The organism is Siphonobacter aquaeclarae (assembly GCF_900103285.1).
GTDB lineage: Bacteria > Bacteroidota > Bacteroidia > Cytophagales > Spirosomataceae > Siphonobacter > Siphonobacter aquaeclarae.
On sequence record NZ_FNGS01000007.1, the window covers coordinates 68,408 to 88,060 of the forward strand.

A 19,653-nucleotide genomic window follows, 5' to 3' on the forward strand; every position below is an offset into this window, starting at 1 on the left:
ATTCTTTTCAAATATCCGGCAAAAAACACGCCAAAGGTAAAATTTCTTTTATTCCGGCCGGAAACCGGGTTTAGTGGATGTCATTGCTGAAGGCGTCCCAGAGAATCTCTGCCGGGTGGAGCGCAATCCGCCCTGTACCGTCCTTGATCTGGTGCCGGCAGCTCGTGCCGGGTGCGGCGATCAGTACGTCTTCCGGTTGTTTACGGACCGTCGGGAACAGCACCAGCTCTCCGATTTGCATCGACAGGTCAAAATGCTTCGCTTCATAGCCGAAGCTGCCGGCCATTCCGCAGCATCCGGAGGGAATCATGTGCACCTCGTACTGAACCGGTAGCGACAGGATCTTTTTGGTATGCGTCAGGCTCGACAATGCTTTCTGGTGGCAGTGCCCGTGCAGCTTGATGAGCCGTTTGGCGGCTGTAAACTGATCCGACTTGATATTCTTCTTGTCGATCTCCTGCGCCAGAAATTCATCGAAGATAAAGGCCCGCTCGGCTACCTGCCGGGCTTGCTCCTGAAGCTCGGAGGGTACCAGTTCGAGGTACTCGTCCCGCAGCGTCAATAGCGCGGAAGGCTCCAGACCGATGATCGGCGCGCCTTCCCGGATCGCTTCTGAAAGTAGTTTAACGTTCTGAATAGCAATGGCTTTCGCCTGCTTGACCATTCCTTTGGACAAATACGTCCGGCCCGACTCGACGTGGTAGGGAATTTCGATTTTATACCCGAGACCGCTCAGCAGCAGAATCGCCTTTTTCCCAACTTCTACGTCGTTGTAGTTCGTAAACTCATCACAGAAAAACAGGATACGCTTGAACTTGACCCGCCCGGTACTGTTGAGGCGGGCTTCGTTTTCAGCAAACCACTTCCGCAGCGTTTGAGGGGCCATTTCGGGCATCGAGCGACCGGGTGCGAATCCCATGACTTTTTTGATGACGGTTGAAGGTAACTTGCTCGTCATCATCCAGTTATAGAGTCCAGGTGTTTTGCTTCCGATGCGGGATAGGGCCGTGAAATTGCCGATCATCCGCGAACGGAACGGTACTCCGTGCGCATCGTAATAATGCTGAAGAAACTCGGCTTTCAGTTTCGCTACGTCGACGCTGCTCGGGCATTCCGATTTACAGCCTTTGCAGCTCAGGCAGAGATCCATCACATCCTTGATTTCGGCGTGGTCGAACGGATTTTTCTTATCCGACCGCGTCAGAAATTCCCGGAGAATATTGGCCCGTGCCCGGGTCGTATCGTGTTCTTTCCGGGTAGCCATGAAACTGGGGCACATGGTGCCGCCGGAAAGCTCTGTTTTGCGGCAATCTCCTGATCCGGAACATTTTTCGGCCAGGCGCAGGATGTTTTCCTGTCCGGAGAAATCGAAATAGGTATTGATTTTACGAACCGGTTTGTCAGCGTCATACCGCAGAAACTGATTCATCGGCGGCGTGTCGACGATCTTCCCGGCGTTGAACAGGCCTTCCGGATCGAAAAGCTGTTTCACTTCCCGGAACAGGCCGTATACCTGCTCGCCCATCATCTGCGGGATAAATTCGCCGCGGAGACGACCGTCGCCGTGCTCGCCCGAGAGCGAGCCGTTGTATTTTTTGACCAGCTCGACGGTATCGGCGAGTACCTGCCGGAAAAGCCGCTGCCCTTCTGCCGTTTTCAGGTTGATCATCGGCTCGACGTGCAGCTCGCCGGCGCCGGCGTGGGCGTAGTAGCTGGCATGCAGGCCGTGACCTTTCAGTATTCCTTCGAGGTCGGCGATGTATTCCGGAAGCTCCTCCGGCGCTACAGCGCAGTCTTCGATGAGGTTAACCGGCTGTATATCACCGGGAAGATTGCGGATCAGGCCAAGGCCACCCTTGCGGACGTCCCATACCTGTTTCGTCTGTTCTCCATAGATCACCGGCGTTGCATAGGCCAGCTGGTGCTGCCGGAGTTCGGTCAGAAATCCGTCGACCTGCGCCTGCAATACCTCCGGCGTATCGGCCATGAATTCGACCATGAGAATTGCCGCCGGATCTCCTTCGATGAAAAAGCGGTTTTTACTCTGCTCGGGATTGTCTTTCGTGAAATCGAGAATGTATTTGTCAACCAGCTCCGACGACATCGGGTGATGCCGCAGCGCCACCAGATTGGCCCGGAGCGACTGGTCGATCGAGGTACAATGCACGCACACCACCGCTACCTCTGCCGGAGGGAGTGGTAAGAGATTGATTTTCAGTTCTGTTGCCAGCGCCAGCGTACCTTCCGATCCGGCGAGAAGCGCACATAGGTTAAAATCGGAACCGCCCGTACTGAACGGATCCGTTTCAAGCAGGGCGTCAAGCGCATAGCCCGTATTGCGGCGGGTCAGCGATTGTTTGGGAAAGCGGCGGACGATCTGTTCCTGATTCGTCTTGTCCGACAGCAGTTGGTGTAATCCCTGATAAATCCGGGTTTCGAAGGCATTTTCAGCGTCGGTACCTTCTACTTTATTCTGGTAGCGCCAGGGGGTAAGCGAGCGGAATTCCGCCTCCGAACCGTCTGAGAGAATCACCTTTGCCGAAAGCAAATGATCCCGCGTATTTCCCCAGACAATACTATGGAGGCCGCAGGAATTATTGCCGACCATCCCGCCGATCATGGCGCGGTTGGCGGTCGACGTTTCCGGTCCGAACATCAGCCCGTACGGCGCCAGTACTTTGTTGAGGTCATCCCGGATCACTCCCGGTTGCACCCGAACCCAGCGCTCCTCCGCATTGATTTCGAGGATTTCGGTGAAATACTTCGACAGATCCACCACAATGCCTGCTCCTACTACCTGCCCGGCAAGGGATGTACCGGCCGTCCGCGGAATGAGCGTCGTCCGGTTAGCCCGGGCAAAAGCAACCAGCTCGTGCAAGTCCTGTACGTTCCGCGGGATGGCCACCGCCACCGGTTTTTCCCGGTATACAGACGCATCCGTTGCATACAGAATCCGTTGGGCATGATGCTCAGGCGTGTTGTTGTAGTAAAGTTCTCCCTGAAAACGGGACCGGAGAACGTCAAAGCGGGAGGCTTCGATGGAGGCAGGCATTGTATTCACACCAAAAAAGGAACGCAACTTGCATGGATAATCAGCCCGGAAAAGGCCCGACGCAGGCATAGCCGCCTGCTGTCCCCGCAAAGGTAAGGCCCTTTTCCGATGTATCCCTGTAACGCTGCCGGTTTATGCGGTTATAAGGCGGGTTATTGCCGGAATGACAGGTGCTCGCGCACAAGCGCCTCCCATTCCTCGTCCAGCGAAACGGCGGGAAATGCTGCGCCTGCCCGGCGGTACCAGTACCGCGCGTTCCATTCATCTCCTTCCTTGCGGTGGAGGTAGGCGTGGAGACGATCATACGGGCGGGTGCCTTCGGCGGATTGAGCAATTTCATGGGCCGATTCCCAGTCGCCCTTCCCGTCGTACCACAGCGCCTGCAACACATCCGGAAAGCCGGCAGGAGGTTCGGGCTGCTCCAGCGTCCCGGAAAATTCTTGAAAAGTCATCGTTTTTCGCGTTTAGGTTTCCGGCCAACGTACCGGGGGAACGGGCAAATACATGTATTTTTCCGCTCCTAAAACAACCTTCGGTGGTGAAAGTACACCTGAAAACTCTTTCTGATGACGACCGGCCTGTTTTTCTGACCGGATCGTTCTGCGACTGGCAGACAGAGCTGCCCGCATTCCGGATGACGAATCTCGGCGCCGGCGGCTATGAATTTACTTTTCCGGAACTAGTACGTCCACCCTTTTCGTACAAGTATACGAAGGGAGACTGGTCGTCCGTCGAACTCGACGCCAGCGGCTGGGATACCCCGAACCGGGAATGGATCGGGCGGGTAGCCACCCGCTCGGATACGGTACCGCACTTTATGACCGGAGGGAAGGCCTTTGATCCCTGGATGTCTCCCGGGCTGAAAATATGGCCGGAGATGACCATGAAGCCGCTCCGCCGGAAAAGGCGTGTGTCTATTCTGCTTCCTGCGGGCTATGGCAATACCGATGAGCGGTATCCGGTGCTTTATTTTCAGGACGGACAGAATATATATGGCGGCGGCAGTGTTTATGGCGACTGGGCGCTCGACCGCAAAATGGCCATCCGCGCGCAGCAGGGCAGGCGCCCGTTTATCGGCGTCGTCATCGATCACGGAGCCGAACGGCGCCGCGCGGAGTTTAACCCCTATGCCCGGCACCGGGAAGGCGTGAAATACCTGCAATGGCTGACGACGGAGCTGAAGCCTGAAATCGACCGGCATTTCCGTACCTTACCCGACCGCCGGAATACCGGCCTGTGCGGCAGTTCACTCGGAGGCCTGATCAGCCTGTATGGCGTCGCGCATTTTCCGGATATCTTTGGTATGGGGCTGATTTTCAGTCCTTCGCTGTGGGTTTCGCAGCAGGTATATACCGATGCCGCAACGATTCGCAGCGGATTGGGGACGAAAATATACCTCTATGTCGGAGGGAAGGAATCTGCCGGAACGGCCGCGGCCGTCCGTAAAATGAACCGGGTACTCCGGGAAGCCGGAGCGGCAGTGGCTCTTTCTGAAAAACCGGCAGCCACGCATTCAGAAGCCGCCTGGAGCGCTGAGCTGCCTTTTGCCTTGTCTTATTTGTTGGACGAATCAACCGTATGATACATGAAAATTGCTTGCGTACCTCAGTTTTCGGACGATTGTCAGGCACTGATCTATCCCATTACTTCCGACTGGGCTGACTGGTCGGTCCTTGCAACAGCTACCGGAGTCAGCGAAGCATTGCTCCGGGAAGAAGTCAAAGGAGAGAAGGGAGAAATAACCCCCTTTTTCGCCAATGAGCGCCGGGTATTCATCGTCGGGTTAGGCAAAGACCCCCGTTCTTCCGATATCATCAGAGCGCTCCGTACGGTGGTTTTTCGCCATAAAGCGAAACTTTCTGCCGTAATAGGTGTGGAGATGAGCAACCTGCCCGCTGCCTGGGCGGAGTTTGTCGCGAACGGTGTACGGCTGGCGGAATATGACTTTGGGCTGTATAAAACCGATACCAAACCTGCTCCGGTATGGGCCGGACCGGAGGGCAGGCTGGAACTTCATCTGGCCGCCGATGCTTCTGCTGCGATCCGGAAAGGGGAAATCCTGGCTGAAACGCAGCTGCAGCTCTTCCGTTTGCTGAACGCGCCCGCTAACCACAAGAATCCCAGGACACTGGCAAGCTGGGCAATGCAGTCGGGCGACCGCTACGGGTATTCCGTCCGCGTATTCGATGCCGGCGAATGCCAGGCGATGGGCCTTGCCTCGCTGCTGGCGGTCGGACAGGGTAGCCCCAACGAAGCCGGATTTATCGTCATGGAATACAAGGGAGAGGGCGCTTCGCAGACCGTGGGCCTCGTCGGGAAGGGCGTTACGTTTGATACCGGCGGGATTTCCATCAAGCCTTCCGAAAACATGCACCTGATGAAGTCGGATATGGGTGGCGCCGCTGCGGTGCTCGGGACAATGGAGGCCGCTGCCCGCCTCAGATTGCCGGTGCACCTGGTCGGAATCGTGCCGACGACGGAAAACAGCATCGACGGGGAAAGCATGAAACCCGGAGATGTCATTCCATCCTATGCCGGAAAAACCATTGAAGTGACGGATACCGACGCGGAAGGACGCCTGATTTTGGCTGACGGACTGGCGTATTGTGTCAAAAATTATCAACCGGATGTGTTGATAGACCTCGCAACGCTGACCGGCAGCGTGATACGGACCCTCGGATACCAGGCGGCCGGACTTTTCACCAACAACGACAAGCTGGGCAAACAACTCAAACGGGCCGGGGAACATACCGGCGAGCGGCTCTGGCGTTTGCCACTCTGGGAAGAATACGCCGAGCACCTGAAATCCGATGTGGCAGATATTCGTAATTTCTCCGGACTGCCTCATTCACAGGCTATTGCGGCAGCGAAATTTTTGGAAGTATTCACAGAAGGGCATTCCGCCTGGGCGCATCTTGATATTGCCGGGACTGCCTATGGAGATACTGATTTTGCTCCGCAACGTGCCGGAACCGCCTATGGAGTCCGTTTACTGATCGATTTTCTGGAAAGACAGATCGTTGATATTTGATGAAAAAATGAGAAAAAAGTGACTTATCGTACTTTCGTGCGACTAAAAAAATGATTTTAGTCACATTTCGACCTAACTGTCGTCATGTGTCATTGGCTGAAAAAGGGAGAATATTGCTTCTGAAACTAATCAAAACAGGTCATTTTTTTCCCTGGACTCTCAGACACACCCCCGGACGGATACTCACCATGCGAACTTCGGTTCGTAATTCTTTCGGGAGAAATTTCACTTAAAGAGAACTGAGAAATGATTGACCCCGTTTTCATTGCGTAACAAGTGGGTTAGTGATAAAAGCCGTTCTGCCTCAGAGCGGCTTTTTTCCTTTTCAGGGGTTTTCGATGACAGGGGGGAAAGTGTATTCGATTTTCCAGCCGGATGTTTCAGCCAGTTGCGTCAGCAGAATCTGTACCTGTCGGCGGGCTACCTGGGGTAGTTCGGAAGCGACGGCCTTGTTGTGGATAACCTGTTTGGCGTCGGAGAGCAGCTTGGTATACTCGTCTTTGTTGAACCGGTTGAAGAGGCCCTGATCGATGTCGTAGATGTTATAGTCCGAATCGATACTGAGAATTTCCGGCTCCGGCATTTCGTCGATGATCATCCGGCGGGAGCCTTCTTCCCAGCGCATGTGCACTTTCTGGAAATCATAGCCCACCATGACTTTGGCTTTTGTGACGATCAGCGCCTTTTTGGAGCCCGCCTTGAGGCCCATGAAAAGGTCTTTGCGGTCGGTATGATCGTGGATTTCGGAAAAATGCCCTTCGGCGAGGACGACTTTGAAGACTTTCTCAATGCGCTCCAGCAGCACGGTTGATTCCGTCCGGATTTCTTTCTGGCGGGAAGTACTCAGTTTCCCAAAGAGGGTGGCGACGCCAAAACCGGCTCCGGTCCCGAGCAGACCGATGAAAAGCAACTCAATAAGTTCCATGTGTTGAAGTGGTGGAATGTGCCGGCTGACGGTTGAGTGCCTGATCCGGCCGGATAGTACAAAACGATGGTAAATTCGGGGAAACGCGATACAAAATTGACTAATTCCATGAAATGCATATTACTATTTTTCGCGTTGGGGTAAAATAGCTTAATTTTCCGGGAATTTTAAACCGACCATTCCTAATTCCCTGACCAAATGCCCTCAAAACAGCTGGAGACGCTAGATTACCTCGTATTCCTGGTCTATTTTATTATCGTTGCCGGTTACGGATATTGGATTTACAAGAAGAAGCAGACCGAAAAAATATCCACAACCGACTTCTTTCTGGCGGAGGGTTCTCTTACCTGGTGGGCAATCGGAGCCTCGTTGATTGCCTCGAATATTTCGGCTGAGCAGTTTATCGGGATGTCCGGAAACGGCTTCTCCATGGGGCTTGCCATCGCTACCTACGAATGGATGGCTGCTGCTACCCTGATTGTCGTAGCGGTGTTTTTCATGCCGATCTACCTCAAGAACCGGATCTTCACGATGCCGCAGTTTCTTACCCAGCGGTACAACAATACGGTGTCGATGATCATGGCCATTTTCTGGCTGTTTTTGTACGTATTGGTCAATTTGACGTCTATCCTCTTTCTGGGGGCGCTTGCCGTTTCGACGATCTCCGGCCTGAACTTCACGGGTTGCATGATCGGTCTGGCGGTTTTCGCCGTGATCATCACCATCGGGGGTATGAAGGTAATCGGCTTTACAGACGTTATTCAGGTATTCTTCCTGATTCTCGGCGGTTTGGCAACGACCTACCTGGCGATCAACCTTGTCTCTTCTGAAAACGGTACGCAGGGCCTGCTCAACGGATTCGATCTCATGCTGAGCAAATCGGCCGATCACTTCCAGATGATCTTCCCTAAAGGCCACCCGCATTATGCATCGCTGCCGGGTCTGACGATCCTGATCGGCGGTATGTGGATTGTAAACCTGAACTACTGGGGTTGTAATCAATACATTACACAACGTGCGTTGGGCGCCGATCTGAAAACAGCTCGTGAAGGGATTCTCTTCGCTGCTTTTCTGAAGCTTCTCATGCCCGTCATCGTAGTATTGCCGGGTATCGCCGCCTATACGCTCTATCAGCAGGGGCTGTTCCAGCAGGATATGCTGACGAACGGAGAGCTGAACCAGGACCGGGCGTATCCGGTTCTCCTCAACCTCCTGCCGACCGGGCTGAAAGGACTTTCCTTTGCAGCATTGACGGCTGCGGTGGTAGCGTCGCTGGCAGGTAAAGCCAACTCCATTTCGACGATCTTCACGCTTGATATCTACAAGAAATACATCGCGCCGAATGCCTCTGAAACACAGCTGGTGACGGTCGGCCGGGTAGCCATCTGGGTAGCCATGATTCTGGCGATCCTCATTTCGCCGTTCATGGGGATTGACAAAAAAGGCGGATTCCAGTTCATCCAGGAAATGACCGGTCTGGTTTCTCCGGGCGTATTTGCCGCCTTTATCATGGGCTTTTTCTGGAAGAAGACGAACTCGGCCGGCGCGCTTTTCGCTATTGTGGGCGGTTTTGTGCTGTCGCTGTTCTTCAAGAATGTGCTGCCGGAAATGGTGAACCTGGAGTTTCTCGCGCCGAGCGGTTTCGCGGTTCTCAATGAGACCTCACATCTCTATGAAATTCCCTTCCTCGATACGATGGGGTTTGTCTTCCTCATCTGTGTGGTGGTGATGGTGATTCTGGGTATTGCCCAGCCGAGCAGCAAGGGATTGGCGATCGATCCGTCGATGTTCCGGGTGAAACCGACTTTCGCGATGGGAGCCGGTCTGGTTCTCCTCGCTGTTGCGATTCTGTACGCCGTATTCTGGTAGTTTACCGGATTTCCGGTTCCGGACACCCCGCAAGGTTCGCCCTGCGGGGTGTTTTTTTACGATCAAACGGGTAGGAAATGCGCTTCCTGCGCTTATCGGAGCATCGGTCATGAAAAAATAAGTGTCGAAATAACACCCATAGTGACAAAAGTTCCCTATTTTTGACTAATTCACTGATAATCAATAGTGGATATTCCTCACAATTCGTTAAAACCTATGAAGTTTCCTCTCTCCCGAGGATGGAATGCCCGGTGGTGCCGGGTATTGGGGTTAAGTCTGGGCTGGACGGCCGTCGCCGCGCAGACACCGCTTCCGCTGACTGACCTTTCGTCGTTCCGGAATCCGTCCAAATCCTGGAGTATCGTTGGCGCCGCCAGCGGAACTCCGCAAGACGCCGCGCTCAAAGGAGCATCCGGAACAGGCGTACTTCTTGCCACCCCCGGCAAACTCTACAACCAGGCCGATTACCTCGTCACCAAGTTCGAGCACGGGGATATGAACATCTCCCTGGATTTTATGCTTCCGAAGGGCTCCAACTCCGGTGTGTACCTGATGGGCCGCTACGAGGTGCAGCTTTACGACAGCTGGGGTGTGCAGAATCCGAAGTCGATCGACTGCGGAGCCCTGTACGAGCGCTGGGACGACAAACGTACCCCCAGCGGTTACGAAGGCCACGCTCCGCGCCTCAATGCCAGCCGGGCTCCCGGCCTCTGGCAGCACCTGGAAATCGCTTTCAAGGCGCCGAAATTTGATGCTTCCGGGAAGAAAATTTCGAATGCCCGCTTTGTGAAAGTAGTGTTGAACGGCACGATCATCCACGAAAACATCGACGTGTTCGGACCTACCCGCGCGTCTCTTTACAACGATGAAAAAGCCCGCGGACCGCTTGTGCTTCAGGGAGATCACGGTCCGGTAGCATTCCGATCTGTTTCATACGAACTGCTCGACAAGGCGCCGCTGGTAGCCGGTCCGGTAGAATACGCGTTTTATTCCGGGAAATACAGTGTCATTCCGAACCTGGATACGCTGAAAGCCAAGCCCGTTCGCACCGGTACGGTTGAAAAAGTCAACAGCACGCTGGCGGATGGTAAATCGGACTACCTGCTGGTTTTCAACGGAAAGCTCACTGCGCCGGATGCCGATCAGTATCAGCTGATTGTCCAATGGACCGGTAAAGGCCGCCTCGTCGTGGACGGCAAAAATGTATTCGAAGGAGACCTCTGGTATGACAAGCCCAAGACCGTCGACGTAACACTGTCAAAAGGCGAGCATACCTATTCCCTGCTGCAGGCAAAGGACTTTTCCTGGGCGCCCAAAGTCATCGGATTTTATGCCGAACGAAAAGGCGGCAACCTCCAGGAACTGCATGGTTTCGGCTCCGTACCAGACGTGGACCCTGTACCTGTGATCGCCGTTGAACCCAAAAACGAAGCCGAGCAGGTACGCTCATTTGTCTGGAAACCCGGTTTTACGGCCGGAGACGCCAACAAAAAACTGCGTGTACTCCACGTTGGAGACCCGACAGGCGTGCATTACAGCTACGATCTGGATCAGGCGTCGCTGCTGGTCAGCTGGCGCGGCGGGTTTATCAACATGGCTGATGCCTGGCACGAGCGCGGCGAAGCGCAGACGAGCGAGCCGCTTGGAGCCGTACTTCCATTGTGGGCTACTGCGCCCGTAGGCGCGGAAGGCTCCGCGACGCCGGATTCGACCGCGGGTCTGATCTACAAAGGCTATCGGCTTGACGGACAGGGACATCCGACCTTTACCTATCAACTGGCCGGCGCCGAATTCACGGATTTCATTCAGCCGTATGAAAGTGGAAAAGGCCTGTCCCGGACGGTTAGCCTGAAGGGCGGCTCAGGCCTCGAGTACCGCCTGGCGAAAGGCCGGACGATCGCTTCGGTCGGCAAGGGCCTCTACCTCGTCGACGGTATTTTCTATGTGCAGACGACGGCCCGCGTCCGTATCGTCCCGAACAACGGACAACAGGAACTCCGGGCAGCCGGTGGTGCCCCCGTCCAGTACGAACTGATCTGGTAATCACATGAAACGCATAGCCCGATATTTAACTCTCTCTTCCCTGCTGGCTGCCTCTGCTGCGTATGCGCAGAAGCCGGCTTCGGAAGCCGATTTTTACCAGCTCCGTACGCTTCCCATTCCGGAAAATGCTATTCTGGAAGTGGGAGGGATGACGGTCCTCCCGGACGGTCGCCTGGCGGTTTCAACTCGTCGCGGAGAAATCTGGATGGTAGAAAACCCCTACCAGAAAAACGGTACTGCACCGTATTTCAAGCGGTTTGCTTCCGGCCTGCATGAAGCGCTGGGGCTTACGTATAAGGATGGATCGTTCTATTCCTCGAACCGCGGGGAACTGACGAAGATCACGGATGAAGACGGAGACGGCCGCGCCGACCGTTATGAGCCGGTTATTCAGCTACCCGTCACCGGAAACTACCACGAATACAGCTATGGCCCGGTGTTTGACAAGGATGGCAATATGCTGGTCACGCTCAACGTCGCCTGGGTAGGATACGGCGCCAGCCTGGCGAAATGGCGGGGATGGCTCATCAAAGTCTCCCCCGATGGCAAGGTAGAACCTATCGCTGCCGGACTTCGGTCGCCGGCCGGTCTGATGATCAATTCTGCCGGAGATATTTTTTATGCGGAAAACCAGGGAGACTGGGTTGCTTCCGGAAAGGTTACGCTTCTGAAGAAAGGTACTTTTGCTGGCCACGGTCAAAGCCTCAAATGGACAAAAGAGCCTGATTCCCCGCTCAAACTGACGATCGATCAGCTGCCGGATACCGGTGAGGCGGTCGCTACTGCCGGTACCCGCATTCCGAATTACCAGTTTCCGGCCTGCTGGTTCCCGCATGTACTGATGGGTATTTCGACCTCGGATATCCTCGAAGATACCGAAGGGCATTTTGGCCCGCACTTCAAGGGGCAGTACTTCGTCGGCGATCAGGGACACTCCAAAGTCATGCGGATGTACCTCGAAAAGGTAAACGGCGAGTACCAGGGCGCCTGTTTCCCCTTCCGGGAAGGATGGGCTTCCGGTTTGCTGCGCCTGCAATGGGGGCTCGACGGCTCCATGCTGGGCGGGATGACGAGCCGCGGCTGGTCGTCTACCGGTAAAGCTCCCTACGCGCTGCAACGCCTCATCTGGTCCGGAAAAACGCCTTTCGAAATGCAGGAAATCCACTCAAAAGCAGATGGGTTTGAAGTAGTATTCACCAAACCGGTGGACAAGGAAACGGCAGCCAATCCGGCAAACTACAAGGTATCAAGCTTCACGTACAAGTATCACCACAACTATGGTAGCCCTATTATCAATGCTGAAGAAAGCAAGATCAAGGGTATCAAAGTAGCGGACGACGGCCGTTCGGTACGTATCGTTCTGGATGGTACTTTCCGTGAGCATTACATTTATGAAATCAAGCCTGAAGGCGTACGGTCAGCAGAAAACGATGGAGTACTGCACCCCGTGGGTTATTACACGCTGAATGCCGTAGCCAAGAGCGATGTCGTAACAGCCTTTACCCCGTTCAAAGCGACGGAAACGGCTCATCACCACATGGACATGCCGGCAACGGATACCAAGGCAACGGCCAAGACACCCGGTAAGGCTTCCGCCAAGCGGGTGACTGAGATGCCCGCGTCGTGGTCGGCGCCGGATCAGGTGATTACCGTGGGTACCAAACCCGGGTTGAAGTTCGACGTCGCCGAGGTACAGGTCCGCGCCGGTTCGAAGGTGAAGCTGGTCTTCAACAACAACGACGACATGACGCACAACTGCGTCGTGGTAGCGCCCGGAGCGGCCGACGAAGTAGGTACGAAAGCGATCAATCTCGGCTTGAAAGGTCCTGATCTGCAATACGTTCCGAACTCGCCCAAGGTGCTGTTCCATACCAATCTGTTGCAGCCGGAATCGTCCGAAACGATCTATTTCACGGCCCCGGCCCAACCCGGCGAGTACACCATGCTGTGTACGTACCCCGGGCACCATACGCTGATGCAGAGCAAGCTGAAGGTGGTGAAGTAAGTAATGCAGGTGGAAAAGTCCTCCGCAGGCCCGCCAGGCGGGAGTGCGGAGGACTTTTTCTTTGTATCTTACCCCGCCGGTGAATGGAACTGATCCGGTTGACAACCCATCCGGATCACCCGTCCGCCAGGCGCGGGAACCGCTCCGGAAAACCCCCTCGTCCTATGGAACGTTTTCTCCTCACCGCCTATTTATGCTGTCTGATGGGCCTTTCTGCCTGCCACTCACCGAAAGAATTACACACTGTGCCTGACCAAGACGCCTACCCCAAGCCTCCGGTAGCACCCCGGAAGCCCCAGACTTTTACCGAACACGGATACCAGCGTACCGACGATTACTTCTGGCTGAAAGACAAAAAGAACCCGGAAGTACTGGCCTACCTGAAAGCCGAAAATACGTATGCCGACACCGTTCTGGCACATACCAAACCCTTTCAGGAGAAGCTCTTTGCCGAGATGAAAGGCCGGATTAAGGAAGACGATCAGTCGGTGCCGGTCTTTTCCAATGGCTACTATTACTACACCCGTACTGAAACCGGTAAACAATACGCCATTCAGTGCCGGAAGAAAGGTAGCCTGTCTGAAAAGGAGGAAATCATCCTCGACGGGAACAAGCTCGCCGAAGGACACGACGCCTTTATACTTGCCGGTACCTCAACCAGCGAAGACCAGAATCTGCTGGCCTACCAAAGCAACAATACCGGCTCCTATGCCGAGTTTGACCTGAAAGTAAAGGATTTACGGACCGGCCAGCTTCTCCCGGATGTCATTGAAGGAATCAGCGGATTTGCGTGGGGAACAGATAATAAGACCCTCTACTACGTCACGTACGACAAGGCGCTACGTCCGTACCGTCTTTACCGCCATACCCTCGGGGAAAAAGGAAAGGACGTACTGCTGTTTGAAGAAAAAGACCCGCTGTTTACCCTGAACGTGGGTCGCTCGAAATCAAAAGAATTCATCATCGTCTACACCGGTAGTTTTACGACGTCGGAAGTCATGCTCATTCCGACGGCAAACCCGGCCGGGAAGCCGGAAGTATTCCTCCCCCGGCAGAAAGACGTGACTTATGGCGTGGATGTCCATCCCGATCATTTCTTCCTGACTTACAAGGACAAGCAGAACCTGAATCAAAAGATTTACGAACTGCCGCGAACAGGCTATCAGGACCGGAAGACGTGGAAGGAAATCGTTCCCCACAACCCGAAAGTGAAGATTGAGGACACGGAAGTATACCAGCAATACCTGGTGATTGAGGTACGGAACGAAGGATTGATGCAGATCCGCGTCCGCAACCTGCAATCGGGCGAAACGAAGACGGTCGAATTCCCGGAACCGGTATACACCGCGTTTTCGATGGGATTGCCCGATTTCAAGTCGACCAAAATCCGCTACGGATACACCTCCCTGAACCGGCCCATGAGTACGTTTGAATACAACATGGAAACCGGCGAGACGGTCAAACTGAAGGAAACCGAAGTACCCGGCGGCTTTGACCCTGAAAAGTATGAAGTGAAGCGGCTGTGGGCGACGGCTCCGGACGGCGTCAAGGTGCCGATTGCGGCTGTTTATCAGAAAGGGCTGGAACTGGACGGTAAAAATCCCCTGCTCATGACGGGCTATGGTTCCTATGGGATTTCATCGGACGCGTATTTCGACCGGAACGCTTTCAGCCTCATCGACCGGGGTTTTGTCTATGCCATCGCGCAGATTCGCGGCGGATCAGACCTGGGCGAGCAATGGTACGAAGACGGCAAGCTGCAGAAAAAGATCAATTCCTTCACCGACTTCATCGCGTGCGCGGAGTACCTCGTCAAGGAAAAATACACGGCGTCTGATCGCCTGGCTATCATGGGCGGGAGCGCCGGCGGGCTGCTGATGGGCGCTGTGACCAATATGCGGCCAGACCTGTTCAAGGTTGTCATTGCCGAAGTACCGTTCGTCGATGTGATCAATACCATGCTCGATACCAGCCTGCCGCTGACCACGCAGGAGTACGAGCAATGGGGTAATCCCAACGTCAAAGCCGACTATGATTACATCCGGAAGTATTCGCCCTATGATAATATCAAGGCGCAGGCCTATCCGAATATCCTGGCGACGGGCGGCCTTAATGACTCGCAGGTAGGCTTTCACGAACCGGCAAAGTATGTCGCCAAATTGCGTACGCTGAAAACGGATAAAAACCTGCTGCTGCTGAAGATCAACATGGGATCGGGGCACGGCGGAGCCACCGGCCGTTTCGATTACCTCAAGGAAGTAGCCTTCCAGTATGCGTTTATTTGTGACCGCATCGGCTGGACAACCGAATAAATCAACCGATAGGGCAGGGGCGAACCCTGCCCTCTTTTTATACCTATGCTGCGCGTTGTTGTTTTGTTTTGCCTGCTGACGGGAAGTGCCTTCGCCCAGCAGAAGTCTCTTTTGTGGGAAGTTTCGGGAAACGGTCTGAAACAGCCTTCGTATCTGTATGGTACGTTCCACCTGCTGTGTCAGAAAGACTTGAAGATCAGTCCGACAGCGATGGAAAAGCTGAAAGATGCCGGACAGATGTACCTCGAAATTGACATGGACGATCCCCAGGAAATGTCGTCCATGATGAACAATATGTACCTGAAAGGCCAGACGCTGAAGGACCTGACCGATTCGACAGACTATGCCTTCCTCTCCCGGTTTTACCAGGATTCCCTGCATATCAGCCTCGCCGCTGTCGGGAAAATGAAGCCCTTCATGCTGATGAGCCTGTTGTATCCGAAGTTGCTGGGGTGCTCGCCGGGCTCGCCGGAGCTGGTGTTTATGCAGGCGGCATCGACGGCCAAAAAGCCGATTATGGGGCTTGAAAAGGCGGCAGACCAGTTTGCCGTCATCGATAAACCCGGGCCGAAGAAGACCGCCGAACAGCTCGTGAAATTTGTCCGGGAATACGAAAAATCCCGGAATGAATTCAACGAAATGCTCGATCTCTACCGGCAGCAGGACGTGGAAGCATTGTACCGCCTCACCGAATCACAACCCGACTACGCCGATCAGATCGAGGATCTACTCTGGAACCGCAATGCCAACTGGATAGGAGTACTGGAGAAGGCGATGGCGGAGAAAGCGACGTTTGTCGCGGTAGGCGCCGGGCACCTCGGCGGGCCGAAAGGTGTGCTGGCGCTCCTGCGTGCCAAAGGCTACCAGATCCGGGCGCTGTAGTTACCGGGACGTACGGAAAAGGTCGACGCGGTCCGGCGCTTCTACCCGGAAGTCGGGCATTCTCAGGACGGATTCCCCGCTGCCTTCAATGCGCAGCCTGTTGGTAATTCCCGGGAAATTCGGATAATACCCCAGCCGGACCTGGAAGGTATTGAACGTCAGGTTTTCGTTCCGGAACCGGAAGCCGATGCCATAGCCCTGGTAAATGTTGGAAAACAGGTGGGAGTTGTCGAACGACAAAAGCCCCAGGTCGATGAACCCGACAAACGCCGTCCGGAAGCCGAACATCTGAAACGGGGAGAAAAAGACAGATTGCAGGTTCATAATTGCCCGGTTGGTACCCCGTAAAAAGTTACTGGATACGCCGGGTATCCCGTCGTTGTTGTTCAGCGTCAGGTACTCATACTGAAACCGGTTGATACCGGCAGTATACTTGAAGGTGACGAAATGCCGGAAGCTGGACCGCCGGTGCGTCATCAGCGGGCTGAAGTAGTTAGCCTCGATGTTGAAGGTACCCTGCTGAATATGACCGTGTTCGAGGTAGCCGCTGACGGAAGTCAGCGCGTAGAGGTATCCCCCTTTCTTGTTTCCGAGGTAAGTGCCGTGCGCCAGACGCAGGGACGAATAGGTGCGGAGGCCTATATCCGACTTTTCCTTGCCCCAGGTCAGGGACGCCAGAAAGCCGACGGGAACGTCTTCCGTCCGTCCGAAGCCGTAAATCAGGACGTCCCGTTCGTAGTTCCGGTTGGAATAACCGATACTTCCCAGATACACGCGCAATCCCGGAAAGAGGTTTTCCGCCCCGGCCGGCAGGTTAGACCGCTGCAGGTAGCCGTAGCCGCTGGTACGCGCCGCCAGGATGAGCCGTGTCCGGCTGTTGAGTTTCTGGTCCCGGAAGCCGAGCTTGAAGGCGCGGCCAAACCAGGCATCCTGAAACCCGTAGCGCAGGCGGGCCCGTACCGTTGTATCTGAATTCGGGTTGACGAAGACGAACTTATTCTCCTGTACCAGCGATACCTCAAAAGCTCCTGCATACTTGATTTCAGGCGTGATGAAGTCCTTTTGCAGGCGCGCGCCAACCTGCTTTTTATCCCGCAGATAGTCTAAATACAGCTGGGTAGTCGTCAGCGACCGGCCGATATACGGCAGCGAATACCGGCTGAAGAATTCAAGCGGTTGGTAGGGCGCGTCTCCTTTATACGCAATCCCTGTTTTCCAGGCATGGGCCATGCCGCGGACGTTTTTCTGTTCGACGGCGAAATTAAAGTTCTGGGGACCGCTGGCGCTTCCGTCGGGAATAAGCGACCAGAGATCCTGCGTCACGACGAGTATATCTACCACGTGTGAATAATTCGCCACCGGAAGCACAAAAATCCGGGCATCGTGGAGAATAGGCGTCTGCCGGAGAACCCGCTCGTTGTCTTTCAGTACATCCGGATTGACTTCTTCCCCTTCTTTGAAAAGCAGAAGAGACCGGCGGATAGTCTGCTCCCGGGTATCGTGGTGCAGCCGGTTGCCCAGGCGCTCAAACCAGTTGGAGGCTACACGTGTGGTATCGTAGATACTGGGGCCGAAGACGTCGAGGCGTTTGACATAAATATTGCGGATAATCCGCCCGGAATAGACTTTGAACGGGTTTTCCTCGATTTTCGAAACTTCCTGATTCTGGGCGTTGGTATTGTAGGGATACCGGAAAAGCAGGTCGTACAGACTGCCGGTCCAGTTCCGTTTTTTCATTTTGGTCCGGAGATTGGTGAACCGGATGCTGTCGCGCTGAGCAGGCGTGAGGCGGGGCAGGGTATCCTTCCGGGCTACGGATCGGGGCAGGGTATCGGGCCGGGCGCTTTTCTGGGCCGTGCCACTGGACGGCAGCAGCAGCCAGCCGAGCAGAAAGAACCCCATTCCGATGCGCATAAAAGTACTCAATGATCCCCGATTTAGCGTTTCCCGGAACGGGTCCGGTGCCTCCTTAACTACGCTGCCCATCCTTATGTTTGGACGGCAGCCATCTGTTTTCTAACGGACATGCCCCGTGGAATGGTATGTCTTTCCGGTACTGCGGAACGGTTTCCTGCGCGTTCCGCTTATTTTTGCCGCCGAGTCAATTTTTCCTGCATGTTAGTCCTTTCCAGACCTCTTTTGCTGGGTTCCAATTCGCCCCGCCGGCAGCAGATCCTGCGGGATGCCGGGTTCCCGTTTTCGGTGGAAGTCCATCCGACCGATGAAGACTTTCCGGCTGATATGCCGACCGAAGAAGTACCCGTTTTTCTCGCCCGGAAAAAAGCCGAAGCCTTTCGCGAAACCCTGGGTGAAAAACTGGTACTGACGGCTGACACAGTTGTCCGAATCAACGAAAAAATCTTAAATAAACCTACCAGCCCTGAGGAAGCGGCGGCGATGCTGCGCGGGCTGTCCGGACAGACGCATGAAGTAACGACCGGCGTATGCCTGATGGGGCAGGAAGAAACGATAGCGTTTGCCGATACGGCGCGGGTTCGGTTCCGGGAACTGACGGATTGGGAGATCCGCTACTACCTCGAAACCTGCCGCCCGTTTGACAAAGCCGGTTCCTACGGTGTGCAGGATTTTATTGGTATGGTGGGCATCGACCGCATCGAAGGTTCTTACTTCACCGTGATGGGTCTTCCCGTACACCGGGTATACGACGTGCTGAAGCCGTACCTCGTGCAGGAGTAGGAAAACAGTTTTCCGTTTATCTTTTTGTTGAAAGGACTCAGATACCGGCGAGGTACGATTTGCCGCCCAATGCCCGCATTTGCCGCGCGATGGCGTTGGTCCGGCGTTGTACATACCCCGACGGGTTCGTCACCGAAAAGCGGATCGGGCTTGGCAGTACCGCCGCGATACGCGCGGCTTCGGTCCGGCTAAGCGAAGCCGCCGGTTTGCCGAAAAAGCGCGCCGAGGCAGCCTGCACCCCAAAGGTCTGCGGTCCGGTTTCGGCTACATTGAGGTATACTTCCAGAATACGCTGCTTTCCCCAGATCACCTCGATCAGCAGGGTAAACCAGGCTTCCAGAATTTTCCGGAAATAACTCCGCCCCTGCCACAGAAATACGTTTTTGGCGACCTGCTGGCTGATGGTACTGGCGCCTTTGATCCGGCGACCTTTGAGGTTGTTTTTGAACGCGTTGCCCATCATTTCAAAGTCAAAACCGAAATGCTGCGGAAAGCGCTGGTCTTCGGAAGCAACAACGGCGAGGGCCATCTCCGGCGAAATCTCGTCGTACGGCGTCCAGTCGTAATGAAGCTCCCCGCCGCCGGAAAACTTGCGGTCGAGCATCGTCCACGTAAACGGAATGGGTACGAACCGGAAAAAGACGGTTGCGCCGATGGAACTGATCAGGAAATAGAAAATCAGTTTGCCAATAAAACGAAGCACCTGCTGTGGCCAGGAAAGATTGGAAGCGGGCATAAATGATACAATGCTTGCGATCGGGGCTATGCCCCCGACAACTACCCCGGATATCTTCGAAAAACGGCCGAAATGCCGGGAAAGTGTGGTTAAGTCGAGAA

At 54.8% G+C, this 19,653-nt stretch carries 13 protein-coding genes; 8 read left to right on the top strand and 5 right to left on the bottom strand.

Annotation, left to right across the window (positions count from 1 at the left end):
- Positions 1-70: 70 nt before the first annotated feature.
- Together BLR09_RS18190 and BLR09_RS18195 are read right to left on the bottom strand one after the other, a co-directional pair.
- Positions 71-3,052, bottom strand: coding sequence for an FAD-binding and (Fe-S)-binding domain-containing protein (locus BLR09_RS18190; protein ID WP_093205550.1), 2,982 nt, complete (start codon positions 3,050-3,052; stop codon positions 71-73).
- A 152-nt stretch (positions 3,053-3,204) separates the two neighbouring features.
- Positions 3,205-3,504 carry a hypothetical protein gene (locus BLR09_RS18195; protein ID WP_093205552.1) on the bottom strand — a complete coding sequence of 100 codons (300 nt, stop codon included), beginning with the start codon at positions 3,502-3,504 and terminating at the stop codon, positions 3,205-3,207.
- Between the two features lie 86 nt (positions 3,505-3,590).
- Here BLR09_RS18195 and BLR09_RS18200 point away from each other — a divergent pair, with 86 nt between their 5' ends.
- Together BLR09_RS18200 and BLR09_RS18205 are read left to right on the top strand one after the other, a co-directional pair.
- The gene (locus BLR09_RS18200) at positions 3,591-4,634 is read left to right on the top strand and encodes an alpha/beta hydrolase (RefSeq protein WP_093205554.1); all 1,044 of its coding nucleotides are present in this window, start codon (positions 3,591-3,593) and stop codon (positions 4,632-4,634) included.
- 3 nt (positions 4,635-4,637) lie between these two features.
- The gene (locus tag BLR09_RS18205) at positions 4,638-6,083 is read left to right on the top strand and encodes a leucyl aminopeptidase family protein (protein WP_093205555.1); all 1,446 of its coding nucleotides are present in this window, start codon (positions 4,638-4,640) and stop codon (positions 6,081-6,083) included.
- Between the two features lie 325 nt (positions 6,084-6,408).
- On the opposite strand, the gene BLR09_RS18210 is transcribed toward BLR09_RS18205, so the two are convergent.
- A complete protein-coding gene (locus tag BLR09_RS18210) occupies positions 6,409-7,008 on the bottom strand; it encodes a DUF4230 domain-containing protein (RefSeq protein ID WP_093205557.1) in 600 nt (199 codons plus the stop codon).
- A 198-nt stretch (positions 7,009-7,206) separates the two neighbouring features.
- On the opposite strand from BLR09_RS18210, the gene BLR09_RS18215 reads away from it, so the two are divergent.
- The 5 genes from BLR09_RS18215 (at position 7,207) to BLR09_RS18235 (ending at position 16,119) form a co-directional block, all read left to right on the top strand.
- Positions 7,207-8,877 carry a sodium/sugar symporter gene (locus BLR09_RS18215; RefSeq protein WP_093205562.1) on the top strand — a complete coding sequence of 557 codons (1,671 nt, stop codon included), beginning with the start codon at positions 7,207-7,209 and terminating at the stop codon, positions 8,875-8,877.
- 216 nt (positions 8,878-9,093) lie between these two features.
- Entirely contained in the window at positions 9,094-10,920 is a 1,827-nt protein-coding gene (locus BLR09_RS18220) for a 3-keto-disaccharide hydrolase (protein WP_093205565.1), read from the top strand.
- 4 nt (positions 10,921-10,924) lie between these two features.
- A complete protein-coding gene (locus BLR09_RS18225) occupies positions 10,925-12,925 on the top strand; it encodes a plastocyanin/azurin family copper-binding protein (protein ID WP_093205567.1) in 2,001 nt (666 codons plus the stop codon).
- A gap of 164 nt (positions 12,926-13,089) precedes the next feature.
- Complete coding sequence (locus BLR09_RS18230; RefSeq protein ID WP_093206063.1) at positions 13,090-15,237, top strand: S9 family peptidase; 2,148 nt, start codon at positions 13,090-13,092, stop codon at positions 15,235-15,237.
- A gap of 45 nt (positions 15,238-15,282) precedes the next feature.
- Positions 15,283-16,119 (top strand): TraB/GumN family protein, encoded by an 837-nt coding sequence (locus BLR09_RS18235; RefSeq protein ID WP_093205570.1) that lies wholly within the window; start codon positions 15,283-15,285, stop codon positions 16,117-16,119.
- Here the strand turns inward: BLR09_RS18235 and BLR09_RS18240 are convergent, their stop codons facing one another.
- Complete coding sequence (locus BLR09_RS18240; protein ID WP_093205573.1) at positions 16,120-18,033, bottom strand: hypothetical protein; 1,914 nt, start codon at positions 18,031-18,033, stop codon at positions 16,120-16,122.
- Positions 18,034-18,234: 201 nt separating this feature from the next.
- On the opposite strand from BLR09_RS18240, the gene BLR09_RS18245 reads away from it, so the two are divergent.
- Positions 18,235-18,816 carry a Maf family nucleotide pyrophosphatase gene (locus BLR09_RS18245; RefSeq protein WP_093205575.1) on the top strand — a complete coding sequence of 194 codons (582 nt, stop codon included), beginning with the start codon at positions 18,235-18,237 and terminating at the stop codon, positions 18,814-18,816.
- Positions 18,817-18,853: 37 nt separating this feature from the next.
- Here the strand turns inward: BLR09_RS18245 and mtgA are convergent, their stop codons facing one another.
- The gene (gene mtgA / locus BLR09_RS18250) at positions 18,854-19,552 is read right to left on the bottom strand and encodes a monofunctional biosynthetic peptidoglycan transglycosylase (protein WP_093205578.1); all 699 of its coding nucleotides are present in this window, start codon (positions 19,550-19,552) and stop codon (positions 18,854-18,856) included.
- Positions 19,553-19,653 lie beyond the last annotated feature (101 nt).